Source organism: Mesorhizobium sp. ORS 3428 (assembly GCF_001854785.1).
Classification (GTDB): Bacteria; Pseudomonadota; Alphaproteobacteria; order Rhizobiales; family Rhizobiaceae; genus Mesorhizobium.
The window spans coordinates 1-15,951 of the sequence record NZ_MDFL01000140.1; the positions used below are offsets into that span (position 1 = coordinate 1).

Annotated in this window: 10 protein-coding genes and 1 rRNA gene; 2 read left to right on the forward strand and 9 right to left on the reverse strand. The window is 63.7% G+C overall.

Translation table 11 applies throughout. The features are described 5' to 3' along the window. Positions 1 to 256 (reverse strand): 16S ribosomal RNA (locus ORS3428_RS23735); the annotation flags it as partial. Between the two features lie 727 nt (positions 257 to 983). Here ORS3428_RS23735 and ORS3428_RS23740 point away from each other — a divergent pair. Beyond that, the gene (locus ORS3428_RS23740) at positions 984 to 2,960 is read left to right on the forward strand and encodes a M23 family metallopeptidase (protein ID WP_071100770.1); all 1,977 of its coding nucleotides are present in this window, start codon (positions 984 to 986) and stop codon (positions 2,958 to 2,960) included. 55 nt (positions 2,961 to 3,015) lie between these two features. On the opposite strand, the gene ORS3428_RS23745 is transcribed toward ORS3428_RS23740, so the two are convergent. Beyond that, complete coding sequence (locus ORS3428_RS23745) at positions 3,016 to 4,572, reverse strand: MFS transporter (RefSeq protein ID WP_071100729.1); 1,557 nt, start codon at positions 4,570 to 4,572, stop codon at positions 3,016 to 3,018. 262 nt (positions 4,573 to 4,834) lie between these two features. On the opposite strand from ORS3428_RS23745, the gene ORS3428_RS23750 reads away from it, so the two are divergent. Continuing rightward, complete coding sequence (locus ORS3428_RS23750) at positions 4,835 to 5,467, forward strand: TMEM175 family protein (RefSeq protein ID WP_071100730.1); 633 nt, start codon at positions 4,835 to 4,837, stop codon at positions 5,465 to 5,467. On the opposite strand, the gene ORS3428_RS23755 is transcribed toward ORS3428_RS23750, so the two are convergent. From ORS3428_RS23755 to ptsP, 7 genes are all read right to left on the reverse strand, one after another. Beyond that, the gene (locus ORS3428_RS23755) at positions 5,441 to 6,961 is read right to left on the reverse strand and encodes a L,D-transpeptidase family protein (protein ID WP_071100731.1); all 1,521 of its coding nucleotides are present in this window, start codon (positions 6,959 to 6,961) and stop codon (positions 5,441 to 5,443) included. The two genes, ORS3428_RS23750 and ORS3428_RS23755, sit on opposite strands and share 27 nt — an antisense overlap. Before the next feature lie 168 nt (positions 6,962 to 7,129). Continuing rightward, entirely contained in the window at positions 7,130 to 7,492 is a 363-nt protein-coding gene (locus ORS3428_RS23760) for an MmcQ/YjbR family DNA-binding protein (protein WP_071100732.1), read from the reverse strand. Between the two features lie 109 nt (positions 7,493 to 7,601). Continuing rightward, the gene (gene clpB / locus ORS3428_RS23765) at positions 7,602 to 10,208 is read right to left on the reverse strand and encodes an ATP-dependent chaperone ClpB (RefSeq protein ID WP_071100733.1); all 2,607 of its coding nucleotides are present in this window, start codon (positions 10,206 to 10,208) and stop codon (positions 7,602 to 7,604) included. A 232-nt stretch (positions 10,209 to 10,440) separates the two neighbouring features. After that, complete coding sequence (locus tag ORS3428_RS23770; protein WP_083355273.1) at positions 10,441 to 11,355, reverse strand: DUF4167 domain-containing protein; 915 nt, start codon at positions 11,353 to 11,355, stop codon at positions 10,441 to 10,443. A 337-nt stretch (positions 11,356 to 11,692) separates the two neighbouring features. Continuing rightward, positions 11,693 to 12,562 (reverse strand): peptide chain release factor N(5)-glutamine methyltransferase, encoded by an 870-nt coding sequence (prmC, locus tag ORS3428_RS23775; protein WP_071100735.1) that lies wholly within the window; start codon positions 12,560 to 12,562, stop codon positions 11,693 to 11,695. Then, on the reverse strand, positions 12,555 to 13,634 hold the full coding sequence (prfA, locus tag ORS3428_RS23780; RefSeq protein WP_071100736.1) for a peptide chain release factor 1: 1,080 nt from the start codon (positions 13,632 to 13,634) through the stop codon (positions 12,555 to 12,557). The genes prmC and prfA overlap by 8 nt, the downstream gene beginning before the upstream one ends. A gap of 10 nt (positions 13,635 to 13,644) precedes the next feature. Then, the gene (ptsP, locus tag ORS3428_RS23785) at positions 13,645 to 15,915 is read right to left on the reverse strand and encodes a phosphoenolpyruvate--protein phosphotransferase (protein ID WP_071100737.1); all 2,271 of its coding nucleotides are present in this window, start codon (positions 15,913 to 15,915) and stop codon (positions 13,645 to 13,647) included. Between the last annotated feature and the right edge of the window lie 36 nt (positions 15,916 to 15,951).

The following is a 15,951-nucleotide window of genomic DNA, read 5'->3' on the forward strand; positions in this document are numbered from 1 at the left end:
GCTATGGATCGTCGCCTTGGTAGGCCATTACCCCACCAACTAGCTAATCCAACGCGGGCTCATCCATCTCCGATAAATCTTTCTCCAAAAGGACGTATACGGTATTAGCTCCAGTTTCCCGGAGTTGTTCCGTAGAGATGGGTAGATTCCCACGCGTTACTCACCCGTCTGCCGCTCGTATTGCTACGCGCTCGACTTGCATGTGTTAAGCCTGCCGCCAGCGTTCGTTCTGAGCCAGGATCAAACTCTCAAGTTTAATAAGACTTTGATTTGGCTTTTGGTCACGCATGAATCGACGAGAACATTCACACCTAGACGCTTCTAGCGTCTGGTAGATCTTATTCTCACGAAACGTGATCCGYCAAAGTCTCGTTCGAACCGGCTCACCCCTGGCGGGATAAGCGGCTCAGCAGGACTCTGCCGCCCACGTTTCTCTTTCTTCAATATTCAATTGTCAAAGAACTGACATCGCAGACGCAATGTCACGGCCYGTTTCGCTTGCCGCTCCCGGGCCCTTCGAGTGTCGCTCACGCGGCTCTCTTGAATTCGTCCCAACTTCGCGAAACTCAGAAGCGAACTTCTCTATCGCCAGCAGCGTCGCCGCCGTCGTTGGTGGGGCGTATATAGTCGGCGGCCGCTCGAAGTGTCAACAAGGGTTTCGAACTTTTTTGAATTTTTTGCGACGAAATTTTCGACGGCTATCTTTCGCCTGACAATTGCCCCTGCGGCAGGTCCACAGCCATCCTAACCGAGCCCTATTGCCGCCGCATTGAGGTTCGAAACCGAACCTATCACGAAGGCGCACGCGTTCGCGCGAGAGCCTCGACCACAGGTGACAAGGGCGCCGTTTGCAAGAGACGTGAGTGGGGATATCGGCTGAAAACTGCCGCTTCGTTTGACTTCAAAGGCCGCGGCAGGCAAATGTCATGGCCGAAACGAATAACGACAAGCCGTTTCGCCCGGGGAAGAAGCAGCCTTTCTGGATGCCAGACGCGGAAGATGTCATAGCCGAACTCGGCAACGAGCCGCCGCTGATTGCGGACGGCCGCAGCGGTCCGCCTGACCGCCGCGAGGTCTCGGCGCGTTGGCTTTCGGGCACGTTCCTGACCGGCGTGACCTCGAGCGTGCTGATGGGGGTGGCCTTGTTCGCGGCCCTAGACGGGCGCCAGCAGCTTGCGACGCCGCCGGAAATCGCCGAGCTCATCAGCCTCGCCAGCAGCAGTGACGATTCCGGCGAGCTGGCCAAGACCACCAGGCTGGTCGCGCCGCGCCAGATCGCCCGCGCCAAGGATCGTCGGCGCATGGAAGTGTCGATGGTCACCAAGGTCGGCGACCGCGACGTTATCCACACCATGCCCTTCGTGCAGATCAAGATGGCGCTTGCGGCCGGCCACACCACCAACCGTCCCTACCCGCCATTCGACCCGCTGCAGGTCTTCGGCGACGACAACGACGACAATGCCCAGCCGGCCGCCGCCGCGGTCGCCGGCCAGATCTATGGCGCCAAGGTCGAAAGCGAGATGAGCCTGAAGACGGTCGATTTTCCGATCGAGACGGCATCCTTCGACGAAAAGAGCGACCTCTCCGCCGACGAGGTGGAAAAGGTCGTGCGCGAAGCCGGCAACGGCTTGAGCGACGGCGCCGTTCAGGTGGCAGCGCTTCATTATGTCGACCCGCAGCGGTTCGGCGATGCCTTCGCCGAAAGCATGGCCGGATCCTACGACGTCAAGATCACGCCGGAGAATGTTTCGGTGGCCGCGCGCGCCACGCCGGACGACCAGGCGCCGGCCTTTGCCGAGGAAATCATCCCTTTCACCAATGATATGGACATTGCAGAGGCCTTCGCCGATTCGGGTTACACCGGCGATGACGCCATCGGCATGTCGGCGGCGATCGGCAAGCTGCTCAACGCGACGGCGCTCAAGGCCGGAACGGTGCTGCGCGTCGGCCTGGAGGTGCGCGGCGATATCGCCAAGGTGGTCCGCACCAGCGTTTACGACCRCACCACCCACATCGTTACCATCGCGCTCGACGATCGCGGGCAGTTCGTGCCGGCACAGGAGCCGGAGCCCAATCCCGAATTACTGACGGCATTCGATGATTCGCAGCCAGTGGTGGTGCGCGGCAACCTGCCCAACGTCTATGACGGCATCTATCGCGCCGCCTATTCCTACGGCATGTCGAAATCGATGACCCAGAAGCTGATCAAGCTTCTCGCCTCGGATGTCGATTTCCAGTCGCGGCTTTCGCCGTCCGACCGGCTCGAGGTCCTGTTCTCGCAGCCTGACAACGACGACCAGACCTCCGACAATTCCGAGCTGCTTTATGTCTCGGCGACTTTCGGTGGACAGACGCGGAACTTCTACCGCTTCCAGATGCAGGACGGCAGCGTYGACTATTTCGACGAGAACGGCAGCAGCGCCAAGCAGTTCCTGCTGCGCAACCCGCTGCCCAATGGCCGCTTCACCTCAGGCTTCGGTGCGCGGCGGCATCCTATCCTCGGCTATGTCCGCATGCATACCGGCACGGACTGGGCGGCTCCGATCGGATCGCCGATCATCGCCGCCGGCAACGGCGTGGTCGAGAAGGCCGGCTGGGCAGGCGGCTATGGCAAGCAGATCATCATTCGCCACGCCAATGGCTACGAGACCTCCTACAATCACCAGAGCGCCTTCGCCAAAGGCATCGACGTTGGCGTTCATGTCCGCCAGGGCCAGGTCATCGGCTATCTCGGCCAGACGGGCCTCTCCACCGGCCCGCATCTCCACTACGAGCWTATCGTCAACGGCACCAAGGTCGATTCGATGCGTGTGYGCCTGCCGGTCGGCAAGGTGCTGAAGGGCGACGATCTCGTCGCCTTCAAGCGCGAGCGCGAGCGCATCGACGACCTGCTGAAGCAGGAAGATGGGAATTCGCTGAAAGTCGCCAGCGCCAAGACCGATTCGCAGCTTCCCAACTGAGCAATTCCAGGAACAGTGCGCAGCGATYTTCCGCCCGGGATAGTGTAAGAACTGTCTAATCCTGCGAGTCGCGCGTGCGCTGCGGCCAGGGCAGCACCTGCCCGGGCGCCGTGAGCCAGGCGATGATCGACGACAGCAGGCAGAGCAGCGCGGTCAGGCCGGCGACCGCGGCAAAAGCCGAATCGCTTGCCGCAATCCTCAACCCATCGAGATCGGCCGCGAGTCCGGGCGGGGGCGGCTCGCCAAAACCGGGGATGCCCGCAGGGTTGCCGGTGATTTGCGCATAGACGAAAGCCGCGAGCGAACCCATYRCCGCCACCGCGATCAGTCCGCCGATGCGCGAGACGGCGTTGTTGATGCCTGACGCCGCGCCCGTATCCTTGTCCTCCACGGAGGTCATGATCGCGGTCGACAGCGGCGACACGACCAGCGCCATGCCGAGCCCCATCAAGGTCATCAGAGAGAAAATTCCGGTCCAGAAATTGTGGATGCCGGCATGGGCGAGGAGCGCCATGCCGGCAAAAGCGACGGCGACAATCAAGCTGCCGGCGGCGATCGGCAGGCGGGGACCGATCCGGTCCGACCACTGGCCGACCGGACCCGACAGCAGCGCAATCGATGCCGACAGCGGCAGGAAGATGAAGCCGACCTCGGCCGAGCTCAGTCCCCAGCCCGCGATCAGCAGCATCGGCAGGTAGAAGAGGTTCGCCGAGAGCGAGAAATAGAGGAAGAAGGTCGCCAGATTGGCGCCGGCAAAAGCGCCGATACGAAATAGGCCGAGATCGATCATCGGCTCACGCTGCCAGCGCTCGTAAAGGATGAAGGCGAAAAGCAGGACCACGCCGGCGACGATCGCCGGCCCGGCCATCATCCCGCCTCCCTCGGCATTCATCGCCGTAAGTCCGTAGGCCAGCGATCCGAAGGCGAGCGTGGCGAGCCCGGCACCCCCGAGATCGAGGCTGCGCTGTTCAGTCGGCTGGTCAGCCGGGATTTTGAAGAGCAGCAGATAGATCGAAATCAGCCCGAGCGGCAGGTTGACGGCAAAGATGGCGCGCCAGACGCCGTTGCCGAAGGTGGACAGCACGAAGCCGCCAACCACCGGACCGAGCGCCGTCGTCAGCGCCGAGGCGGCCGCCCAGATGCCGATCGCCCGACCACGCTCCTTTTTAGGATAGGCCTTGGCGATGATGGCGAGGCTGCCCGGCACCATGATGGCGGCGCCGATACCCTGGATGGCGCGGAACGCGATTAGCACCAGCGGATTTGGCGCCAGCGCGCAGGCGAGCGAAGCGGTGATGAAAAGCGCGATGCCGACCACGAAGGCACGCCGCAGCCCGAATCGGTCGCCGGCCGCACCGCCGGCCAGGATCAGCGCCGAAAGCGTCAGCGCATAGGCGTTGGAAATCCACTGCGCTTCCGCCAGGCTGGCGCCGAGATTGACGCGCAGGGCCGGCATGGCGATCGCCAGGACGGAACCGTCGATGAAACCGAGCGCCGAGGCCAGGATCGCCGCGACCAGCACGAACTTGCGCCGCGCCTGCGGGCAGAAGGTACCGTTCGCACGCTGCGCGGTCGAAAGCATACCGGCGGTGGCTTCGTTCGAGGATGGCATCAATTCCTGCTTAGTCCCCCGGCGCATTGTAAACAACCGACCAGAGAATCACTGTTCTTGAAACCAGATGACGCTGGCCGCATGGCGAGGTCAGCGCCGATCATGATGCAAACTGCCGATCGCGTGCTAGGTTCCGGCCTAAAGCGAGTCGCGATCTTTCAGATTCGCTCCATGCGCTTTAGTTTTTTTGATTTTACGCATGTCTTTGTCCCGAAACCGGTTCCCACTTTCGGGAGACATGCTTTTAAAGCTGGGGGAAGCCATGAAGCGGCCGCTCGAACCGTCGGCGGAAGGGCGCGGGCGCATCGTCGGCATAACCGACGGCGTCTTCGCTATCGCGCTGACCCTGATCGTGCTGGAGATCAGGGTGCCGTCGCATGAGACGGTGCATTCGGAAAGCGAGTTGCTAGCGACGATTGTTGCGCTCGCGCCGCGTTTCCTGACTTATGGGTTGAGCTTCCTGACGCTGACCATCTTCTGGTTCGGCCAGCAGGCGCAGCACGGCCTGATCGCGAAATCGGACCGTCGGCTGGCGACCCTCAACCTCTGCTTTCTCGCCTTCATCGCGCTCTTACCGTTCTCCACCGACCTCCTGGCCGATTTCCTCGAGTTCCGCGTCGCGGTGCTCGTCTACTGGCTTAACCTTCTGATGCTCGGCGTCATGYTGTTCGCGAGCTGGTGGTACGCCGACAAGAACGGCATGCTGGCAGAGGACGTCGACGCGGAGACGAGGYGGACCGTCTACCAGCGCATCGTCAAGGCCCAAATCCTTTGGGCGATCGGCGCAGCGCTTTGCCTCATCACCCCTCTGCTCAGCATCGCCTTCATCCTGCTGGCGCAGCTCGTCTATGCCGCCGCGCTGCGCGGTTCACTGCTGCGCAAGCTCATCGGCTGAAAATCCGCCGCCGACAAACTCCACGGGGACACCCGGCGACACCAGCTTGGCGAGTTCGCGCGCATCCCAGTTGGTCAGGCGCACGCAGCCATGGCTTTCGGTTTTGCCGATCTTGGAGGGGTCGGGCGTCCCGTGGATGCCGTAGGTCGGCTTGTCCAGCGCGATCCAGACCGAGCCCACTGGACCGTTCGGCCCCGGCGGGATGGTCAGGATCTTGTCGTTCTGGCCCTGCTTGAAATTGATGTTGGGGTTGTAGGTGTAGTTGGGATCGAGCGCGACGCGCGACACAGCGTGGATGCCGGATGGCGAAGGCGTGTCGGCCGAACCGATGGTGGCCGGATAGGCCGCGACCAGCTTGCCGCCGGCATCATAGGCGAAGACTTCCTTCTTGTCCTTGTCGGCAACGATGCGGGCGACCGGCGTCGACACCAGCTTGCCGAAATTGGCGACCTTGATGATCGTGCCAGGACGGTTGAAGTCGAGCCCCTTATTGATCGACTTCAGATAGGCTTCATCCATGTGGAAGCGCTCGGCCAGCGCCTCGGTGACGGATGTGTAGCCCATGCGGTCGAGCTTGGCCTTCTGGCTGTAGTCTTCCGGGATCGAAGCGACATAGGGTCCGGCGACGTCCTCGGGCGTGATCGTGTAGGAGGCGAAGGCGTCGCCGCCCGACTGTGCGAGCGCGGCCTGAATGCCGGCCGCGTCGGTCGATTTCAGATTGCTGCCGGTGATCTCATTGTAGGCGGCCAACGCCTTGTCGACATTCGAGCCGAATCGCCCGTCGATGACACCCGGCGAGGCGCCGCCGCGGTCGAGCAGCACCTGARGTGCTGCCACGTCCTGGCGCACGCCGAGCGACAGCGATGGATCGACGGTGGCCTTGCCGCCTGTGTCCGGCGGCAGCGCGGCCTRTGTTTCCGGGTTGACCTGCAGCACTTCCCCCTGGCCCGCCTGCGGTTCGACCGACGCCTCGTTCAGCGGCTGGCGCTTGATGGTGTCCGACTTTGGCGCCTCCGGATAGGTGGTGGCATAACCTTCATCACCCTGCGGCGCGGGTGGAAAGGCATCGACGGAATTGTCGTTGTTGGAATCGTAGTCGTCCACCGGCGGCGGGATATACCGGCCGTTCTCTTCCAACTGCCTGCGGCGGAAGCGGGCCATGTCGTCGGGATTATCGAGATAGTAGCGGTCGTCGTCCTGGACAGGCGCGCGCCCGAGCTCATGCATCCGTAACTGGCGGCGCAGCGCCTGGCGGTCGAGCCTGGTCTGCGGCGGCTGGATGGCGATGACCTTGCCGGTGTCGGCATCGACAAGCACCCGGTTGCCCCTGGCATCGTAATAGATGTCGATATTGCTATCCTGGGCGAGCAGGAGCGTGCCGTATTGAGCGGGCCGAACCGCTCTCTGCGCGCCGTCCCCGCTCGGCGTCGCGAGCGCGCCAGAGGACACCAGCCCGGCCGCGAGTGCCGAAAGGGAAAAGATCGTGCGCAGCATGTGGGTCAGGCTCTCCGGTCGGCTTGGTCTGTGCAGGCGACCCGTCGCCGGCGAACCAGTTACCAAAATTAAGCTTCTAACATGAACCGGGCATGAAGATGGCGGATTTCATGCTCTGACCATGATCCCGAAAGCTGGGGTCGGGTTTTCGCAAAGATCATGGTTTCGCTAAAGACCGAGCTCTAGTTCTTTGYGTGCCTGTCTTGTCAGCTTGAGGACGACCAGGCGGTGGCTTTCGCGCAGATAGTCCTTCAGCGCATCATCATCCACGCTCTGGCTTGTCTGGCGCTGGATCCATTTCATGYCGCGCGAGGCGAGATAGGGTGCGGGCCGGCAGCCTGGCTGCTCCTTCAGCACGTCATAGGCCATGTCGGAGCATTTGAAGGTAACGAACACCTGGCCGTCCCGGTCGTGTCCGCCGATCGCGAAGACCTTGCCCCCGACCTTCCAGACATGGGCGCCACCCCACTGCACGACATGCGTCGCGGCAGGCAGCGAAGCGCAGAAGCCGTTATAATCCTCGAGTTTCATCCCACCCTTCGCCCTCGTCGAAAACGGTTTTGCTGCGTCGCATCGTAAAAATGCAAGAGCGCGCCGCACCGTTTGGTGCGACGCGCACTTGTCATGCACATTGGYCGAATCAGGCGGCGGCTTCGGCTGCCACCACGGTCGGCTTCGAGCGGAAGTTCAGCCGATCGGAGCCGGAGGTGACCTTGACGGTCGAGCCGTCGAGGATTTCGCCGAGCAGGATCTTCTCCGCCAGCGGGTCTTGCAGTTCCTTCTGCATCACCCGCTTCAGCGGCCTGGCGCCATAGGCCGGGTCATAGCCCTTGGACGCCAGCCACTCGATCGCGTCGTGATCGAGCGACAGCGTGATCTTGCGATCGACGAGCAGGTTCTCCAGCCGCTTGAGCTGGATCTCGACGATGCGGTCCATGTCCTGGCGGYGCAGCCGGTGGAACAGAATCACCTCGTCGACGCGGTTGAGGAACTCCGGACGGAACGAAGCCCTCACAACGCTCATCACCTCGTCGCGCACGGCATCGACATCCTGGTCCTCGCGCAGATTGACCWGATATTCGGCGCCGAGGTTGGAGGTCATGACGATCAGCGTGTTGCGGAAGTCGACCGTACGCCCTTGACCGTCGGTCAGCCGGCCGTCGTCGAGCACCTGCAGCAGCACGTTGAACACGTCCGGATGCGCCTTCTCGATCTCGTCGAACAGCACGACCTGATAGGRCCGGCGCCGCACCGCTTCGGTGAGCACGCCGCCTTCCTCATAACCGACATAGCCGGGAGGCGCGCCGATCAGCCGGGCGACCGAGTGCTTCTCCATGAACTCCGACATGTCGATGCGCACCATGGCGCTCTCGTCGTCGAACAGGAAGCTGGCGAGCGCCTTGGTGAGTTCGGTCTTGCCGACGCCGGTGGGCCCAAGGAACATGAACGAGCCGATCGGCCGGTTCGGGTCCTGCAGGCCCGCGCGGGCGCGGCGCACTGCTTTCGAAACGGCCTGCACGGCTTCGCCCTGGCCGACGACCCGCTTGCCGATCTCGTCTTCCATGCGAAGCAGCTTCTCGCGCTCGCCTTCCAGCATCTTGTCAACCGGAATGCCCGTCCAGCGCGACACAACATGTGCGACGTGGTCGGGGCTGACCACCTCTTCCACCATGCCTGCCTTGTCGTCTCGGGCTTCCGCTTCCTTGAGCTTCTTCTCCAGCTCCGGGATCTTGCCATAGGCAAGCTCGCCGGCGCGCTGGAACTCGCCCTTGCGCTGGGCGATGGCGAGCTCGTTGCGCATCTCGTCGATCTGCTTCTTGAGATCGGCGGCCAGGCCGAGCTTCTGCTTCTCGGCCTGCCACTTCGCGGTCATCTCGGTCGACTGCTCCTCGAGGTCGGCAAGCTCCTTCTCCAGCCGGGCGAGCCTGTCCTTCGAGGCCTCGTCCTTCTCGACCTTCAGCGCCTCGCGCTCGATCTTCAACTGCATGATGCGGCGGTCGATCTCGTCCAGCGCCTCGGGCTTGGAATCGACCTGCATCCTCAGCCGCGACGCAGCCTCGTCAACCAGATCGATCGCCTTGTCGGGCAGGAAACGGTCGGCGATGTAGCGGTTGGAAAGCGTCGCCGCCGAGACAAGCGCCGAGTCGGAAATGCGCACCTTATGGTGCTGCTCATACTTCTCCTTCAGGCCGCGCAGGATCGAAATGGTGTCCTCGACCGTCGGCTCGTCGATGAAGACGGGCTGGAAGCGGCGGGCGAGCGCCGCGTCCTTCTCGACATGCTTGCGGTATTCGTCGAGCGTGGTCGCGCCGACGCAGTGCAATTCGCCGCGCGCCAGCGCCGGCTTCAAGAGGTTGGAGGCGTCCATCGCGCCGTCCGCCTTGCCGGCGCCGACCAGCGTGTGCATCTCGTCGATGAACAGGATGATGTTGCCGTTGGCGGACGTGACTTCGTTGAGCACCGCCTTCAGCCGCTCCTCGAACTCGCCGCGATACTTGGCGCCGGCGATCAGCGCGCCCATGTCGAGYGCCATCAGCTGCTTGTCCTTCAGCGATTCCGGCACGTCGYCATTGACGATGCGCAGCGCCAAGCCTTCGGCGATCGCGGTCTTGCCGACGCCTGGTTCGCCGATCAGCACGGGATTGTTCTTGGTGCGGCGTGACAGCACCTGGATGGTGCGGCGGATCTCGTCGTCGCGCCCGATGACCGGGTCGAGTTTGYCTGAGCGGGCATCCGCGGTCAGGTCGCGCGCGTATTTCTTCAGCGCGTCATAGCCCTGCTCGGCATTGGCCGAATCGGCAGTGCGGCCCTTGCGGACATCATTGATGGCCTGGTTCAGCGCCTGCGCGGTAACGCCGGCCTTGGCCAGGATGTCGGCGGACTTGGCCGATTTCTCCATGGCGAGCGCCTGCAGCAGCCGCTCGACGGTGACAAAGCTGTCGCCGGCCTTCTTGGCCAGTTCCTCGGCGGTCGAGAACACCTTGGCGAGCGGCTGGGCGAGGTAGAGCTGGCCGTTGCCGCCTTCCACCTTGGGCATTGCTTCGAGTGCCGCCTCGACCCCGAGCTTGACGTCGCGGATACGRCCGCCGGCGCGCTCGATCAGGGAGGCGGYAAAACCCTCGTCGTCATCGACGAGCACTTTCAGAATATGTTCGGGAGTGAATTGCTGGTGGTTGCGCGAGAGCGCCATGGTCTGCGCGGACTGGATGAAACCGCGCACGCGCTCCGAGTATTTTTCAAGATTCATACTTGTCTCCTTCCATCACCGGCCCGCTTTGCGGCACCGGATCAGATTGCGGTGACGGACCCGCCCATTCGAGCCGAGCCCTGTTCGAGCGAGATATGGTATGCGGGCTAAGGTCTCTCAAGACGCCTTGATATCGGCCAAAGCAGAATATTCCATGCGCGCATAAACGAAAACGGCGGAGAAATCTCCGCCGTTCGAATGCCTGGAATCAGGCTCGGATCAGTGGCCGGGATCAGTTGTTTGCGTCGGCGACCGTCGGCTCGCTGGCGACGGCCTCGCCCGGTGCCGCATTTGCCTCTCCGGCGGCGACGCTGCCGTTGTCTGCCTTGTTATCATCGGCGGGGCTGTCCGCCTGGTCGGCATTGCCCTGCTCGGCACTATAGCTCTGCTCAGCATTGCCGCGGCCGCGACGTGGACGTCTCTGCCGACGCCCGCCGCCATTTTCGGCGGCCGCCGCTTCATTGCGCTCGGCCTGGGCAGCAAGGCTCGCTGGCGAGAAACTGTCGAACAGCGGGGCCGRCTCGGCCGCACTGCCAGACTCAGCGGATGCTTCCGGCTGGGCCTGCGCCTCGTTGCGGCGGTTCTGGTCGAACTGCTGGCCGCCATGTTCGCCACGCTGTCCCTCGCCGCGCTGTCCGTTGTCGCCGCGCTGGCCGTACTGGCCATAGCCGCCGTTGCGACGGTCGCGGTGCCTGTCGCGTCGGTTGTTGTTGTCGCGGCCGTTTTCCTGGTTGAAGCCGAGCTCGGCCGGCGTGCCTTCGATCACCGGCTGCGGCCCGGAGCCGTTCGGCGCGGCCGCCGTCTCGCCGACATTGGCGCTGCCGATGCTGTCGAACTCGTCGCGATCCTCATCGACGTCGTCGTCAAAGTCGTCGCGGTTCTGCTGGACATTCTGGATCGGCATCTGCGCCTGCGCGGCGGCAATGATGCGATTGTAGTGTTCAGCGTGCTGGAGATAGTTCTCCGCCATCACTCGGTCGCCGGAGCTTTGCGCGTCCCGGGCAAGTGCGGCGTATTTTTCGGCGATCTGCTGAGCCGATCCGCGGATCTTCACGTCCGGACCGTTGCTCTCGTAGTTGCGCGTCAGGGGATTGGGCCCCTTGCGGTTCTGATTACCTCCGCCGCCATTGTTGTTGCGACCGCGCATGCGCCTGTTCTGCTGTTGTGGCCTCATTCGACTCTCTTCATGTGGAATTCAAAACTCTTCGCGAACGGTGGCGCTCATGCAGCCAACCGTTTCGCTTTTTCACCGGCGTTCGCCCGCATCGATTGCGTTGGCGCCACGTGCCATCCTGTTCCGGTTAACATCACTTGCCGGACGATTTCCGCACGAAGCTTGGGCGTCGTTTGCGCAAGGAGGCAGCTATTTCCAAGGAAAACCGAATCGCTAAGAGCACTGCCTGCTTCGTCTCATCCGGTCAAGCCGGACCCTAGCTGCATTCCCTAATATTGCCAAGCGCTTTTTTCGCACTGCATCGGGGGTTTCAACGCACAAACACCAGAACTCTATCGTTTCCTCCGAGGTCGCGCCGCGCCTCCGCCAGCCTGTAGCCGGCTCCGGCAAAGATAGCCGTGACCTCGCTTTGCTGCGTGTGGCCTATCTCGACCGCTATCTGGCCCTGTGCTTCCAGAAACCCTTCCGCTTCACCGGCGATGATCCTGTAAGGGATCAGGCCGTCCATCCCGCCGTCTAGGGCCCGGTGCGGATCGAAATCGCGGACCTCGTCCTGCAGATTTTCGATGTCTCGGGATGGTATATAGGGAGGGTTCGCGGCAATTAAATGGTATCGGCCCGAAACTTTTTCAAACCAGTTGGAATGCAGGGCTTTGAAGCGCCCGCCAAGCCCGAGATCCTCGGCGTTTCGCATGGCTGTCGCCACCGCGCCGGGAGAAATATCGACGCCGGTCGCCCTCGCGGCCGGCACGGCGCTGAGCAGCGCCAATGCGATGGCGCCGGTCCCGGTGCCGAGATCAAGGATACGACATTCGCCAAGCCTTTCGGCCGTTGCCTTGACGAAGGGCAGAACCGTGTCGACCAGGATCTCGGTGTCCGGGCGCGGCTCCAGCGTGTCCGGCGAAAGCGACAGCCGCAGCCCGTAGAATTCGCGGTAGCCGAGGATGCGATGCACCGGTTCGCCCGCGGCGCGACGCCTCAGGGCCGCGTCGATCGCGGCGAGCGCGCTCGCATCGACCGCACGATCGGGCGCGGCGATGGCCTGGGCGCGGGTCGTGGCGGAAAAATGCTCTACGATCAGCCTGGAATCCAGCGCCGGATCGCCAATGCCGGCAGCGGCGAGCCGCAGCCTCGCCGCGCGCAGCAGCGGCCCGAGTGCCGCGGGCAGCACATCAGCCATCAATGCCCATATCGGCAAGGAGCTTCGACTGATGGTCGGCAATCAGCGCGTCGACGACCTCGTCGAGCTCGCCCATCATCACCCGGTCGAGCTTGTAGAGCGTGAGATTGATGCGGTGGTCGGTGACGCGGCCTTGCGGGAAATTGTAGGTGCGGATGCGCTCCGACCGGTCGCCCGAGCCGACCTGCGATTTCCGCGACTCCGAGCGCTCCTCAGCGGCGCGGCTGCGTTCAAGATCGTAAAGACGGGCGCGCAGGATCTGCATGGCGCGCGCCCGGTTCTGGTGCTGCGACTTCTCCGCCTGCACCACCATGATGCCGGTCGGCAAATGGGTGATGCGCACTGCCGAGTCGGTGGTGTTGACATGCTGGCCGCCCGAGCCCGAGGCGCGCATGGTGTCGATGCGGATGTCCTCGGGCCGGATCTCGATGTCGACCTCCTCGGCCTCGGGCAGCACGGCGACCGTCGCCGCCGAGGTATGGATGCGTCCGCCGGCTTCGGTTTCCGGCACACGCTGCACGCGGTGCACGCCTGATTCGAACTTCAGATGCGCGAACACGCCCTTGCCCGACACGGAAGCGATGATTTCCTTATAGCCGCCGACCTCGCCTTCGCTGGCCGAAACCACCTCGAACCGCCAGCCGCGCGAGGCGGCATAGCGCTCATACATGCGAAACAGGTCGCCGGCGAACAGGGCCGCCTCGTCGCCGCCGGTGCCGGCGCGGATTTCGAGGATGGCGTTCCTGTCGTCCGCGGCATCCTTCGGCAGAAGCAGGATCTGGATGTCCTTCTGCAACGCCTCGATGCGCTCCTCGACCTGCGGAAGCTCCGCATCGGCCAGCGCCCGCATCTCGGCGTCGGTGCTCTTGTCGGCGAGCATCGCCTCGAGGTCGGACTGCTCCTGCTCGGCGGCACGCAGTGCCCGGATCTTGCCCACCATCTCCTGGATGTCGGCATATTCCGAAGCCATTTTGACATAGGCATCGGCCGACGGCCCGGCCGACATCTGCGCTTCGAGCATGTCGAAACGCTTGACGACTTGATCCATGCGGTCGCGGGGCAGGTTGATCATGGCAGAAATGCTATAGCGGAATGGAGCGGTCGTCGGCAAAGGCCTGCAGCAGCGCCCGCATCGGCGTCCCCTGGGCGGGCGCCATCAGATTGTCCTTGAAGAAGTCTTCCAGCTCCTGCAGCGGCAGCTCGGTCAGCATCGCCTTGACCGGGCCGATCGAGGCCGGCGACATCGAGATCGAGCGGAAGCCGAGGCCGATCAGCGCCATCGCCGAGATCGGCTTGCCGGCCAGCTCGCCGCACAGCGTCACCGGCGTGTGATTGCGCACGCCGGCATCGGCGATCGTCTTCAGCACGCGCAGGAACGGCGCCGACAGCGTGTCGAAACGGTCGGCAAGCTGCGTATTGCCGCGATCGACCGCCATCATGAACTGGAAGAGGTCGTTGGAGCCGACCGAAACGAAGTCGACCGCCTTCATCAGTTCGTCGAGCTGGAACAGCAGCGACGGCACCTCCAGCATCGCGCCGAGTTTGAGGCTGGTCGGCAGATGATGCGCAAAGCGCGACAGATGCCGGACCTCGCGGTCGATGATCTCGCGCGCCTGAGCGATTTCCGACAGCTCTGTCACCATCGGCAGCATCAGCTTCAGCTCGAGCCCGCCGCAGGCCTTGAGCAGCGCGCGGATCTGGGTCCTGAGCAGGCCGGGACGGTCGAGGGTTAGCCGGATCGCCCGCCAGCCGAGCGCCGGGTTTTCCTCCTGCACCGCGCCCTTGAAATAGGGCAGCACCTTGTCGCCGCCGATGTCGATGGTGCGGAAGGTGACCGGCTTGCCGCGCGCCGCATCGAGCACATCGCGATAGAGACGTTCCTGCGCCTCGGCGCGCGGGAAGGTCGAGGCGACCATGAACTGCAATTCGGTGCGGAACAGGCCGATGCCGGCCGCCCCCGATTCCGAAAGCTGCGGCAGGTCGACGGCAAGGCCCGCATTCATCAGGAGATCGACGTGGACGCCGTCCTTGGTCAGCGACGGCTTCTTGCGCAGTTCGCGGTAGATCTCCTGCCGCCGCGCCCGGAAACGGACCTTTTCGGCATAGGCGGCCTCGAGGTCGGGCTGCGGCCTGAGGTGAATAGAGCCTTCATCGCCGTCGACGATGATGGCGTCGCCGTTTTCCGCCATGGAAACGGCGCCCTTGACCTGGCCTGCCACCGGGATGCCCATGGCGCGCGCCACGATGACGACATGGCTGGTCGCCGCGCCGTCCTCCAGCACCAGGCCGCGCAGCTTGTCCCTGGGATAGTCGAGCAGCTCGGCCGCGCCCATCGAGCGGGCGACGATGATGGCGTCCTTGGGCAGCGAGGCCGCGACATCCTCCGGGCCGCGTCCCATCAGCTGGCGCAGCAGCCGGTTGGCGAGATCGTCGAAATCGCTCATTCGCTCGCGCAAATAAGGGTCAGTCATGTGCAGCATGCGCGCGCGCATGTCGCTCTGCACCTTCTCGACGGCYGCTTCCGCTGTCAGGCCGTTACGGATCGCCTCTTCCAGCCGGCGCACCCAGCCGCGGTCGTTGGCGAACATACGATAGGCCTCGAGCACCTCGCGATGCTCGCCCTCGAAGGCGACATCGCGGCGCTCCAGCATGTCGTCGATCGAGAGCCTCAGCGAGCCGAGCGACCGGTCGAGGCGGCGCACCTCCTCCTCGCTGTCCTCGTTGAAGAGATTGGTGACGACGATGCGGGGTTCGTGCAGCACGACATGGCCCAGYCCGACGCCTTCGTTGAAGGAAAGCCCGGTGAAGCTTGCCGGGCGGCGCAGGTCGAGCTCCAGCCCGGGACGGGTGAGGCGGGCGAGATCGCCGGTGGCGATCATCTCGGCGATCACCATCGCCGTCGTTTCCAGCGCCTCAATCTCGTCTTCGCGGTATTGGCGCATCGTCTTGTTCTGGACCACCAGGACGCCCAGCGTGCGCCCTGCCCTCAGCACCGGAACGCCGAGGAAGGAATGATAGATCTCTTCACCGGTCTCCGGCAGGTAGGCGAAGGCCGGATGTTCCTGCGCGTTGGAAAGGTTGAGCGGCCGGGCGCTGGCGGCAATCGTGCCGACCAGGCCTTGGCCGAGCCTCAACTGCGCGAGGTGAACGGCGTTGGGGTTCAGACCTTCGGTGGCGTAAAGCTCCAGCACCGAATCGGCGCGCAGCACATAGAGCGAGCACACCTCGGCGACCATGTTGGAGGCAATGTCGCGCACGATGCGGTCGAGCCGCTCCTGCGGCTCCAGCGGCTCCTGCATGAGCTCGCGGAGYCGTCTCAGCAGAACGCGCGGGCCACCGGCCATATCACGCATCGCAGCTTGTTCTCCAATGGGCACTCTGCCCGCCGC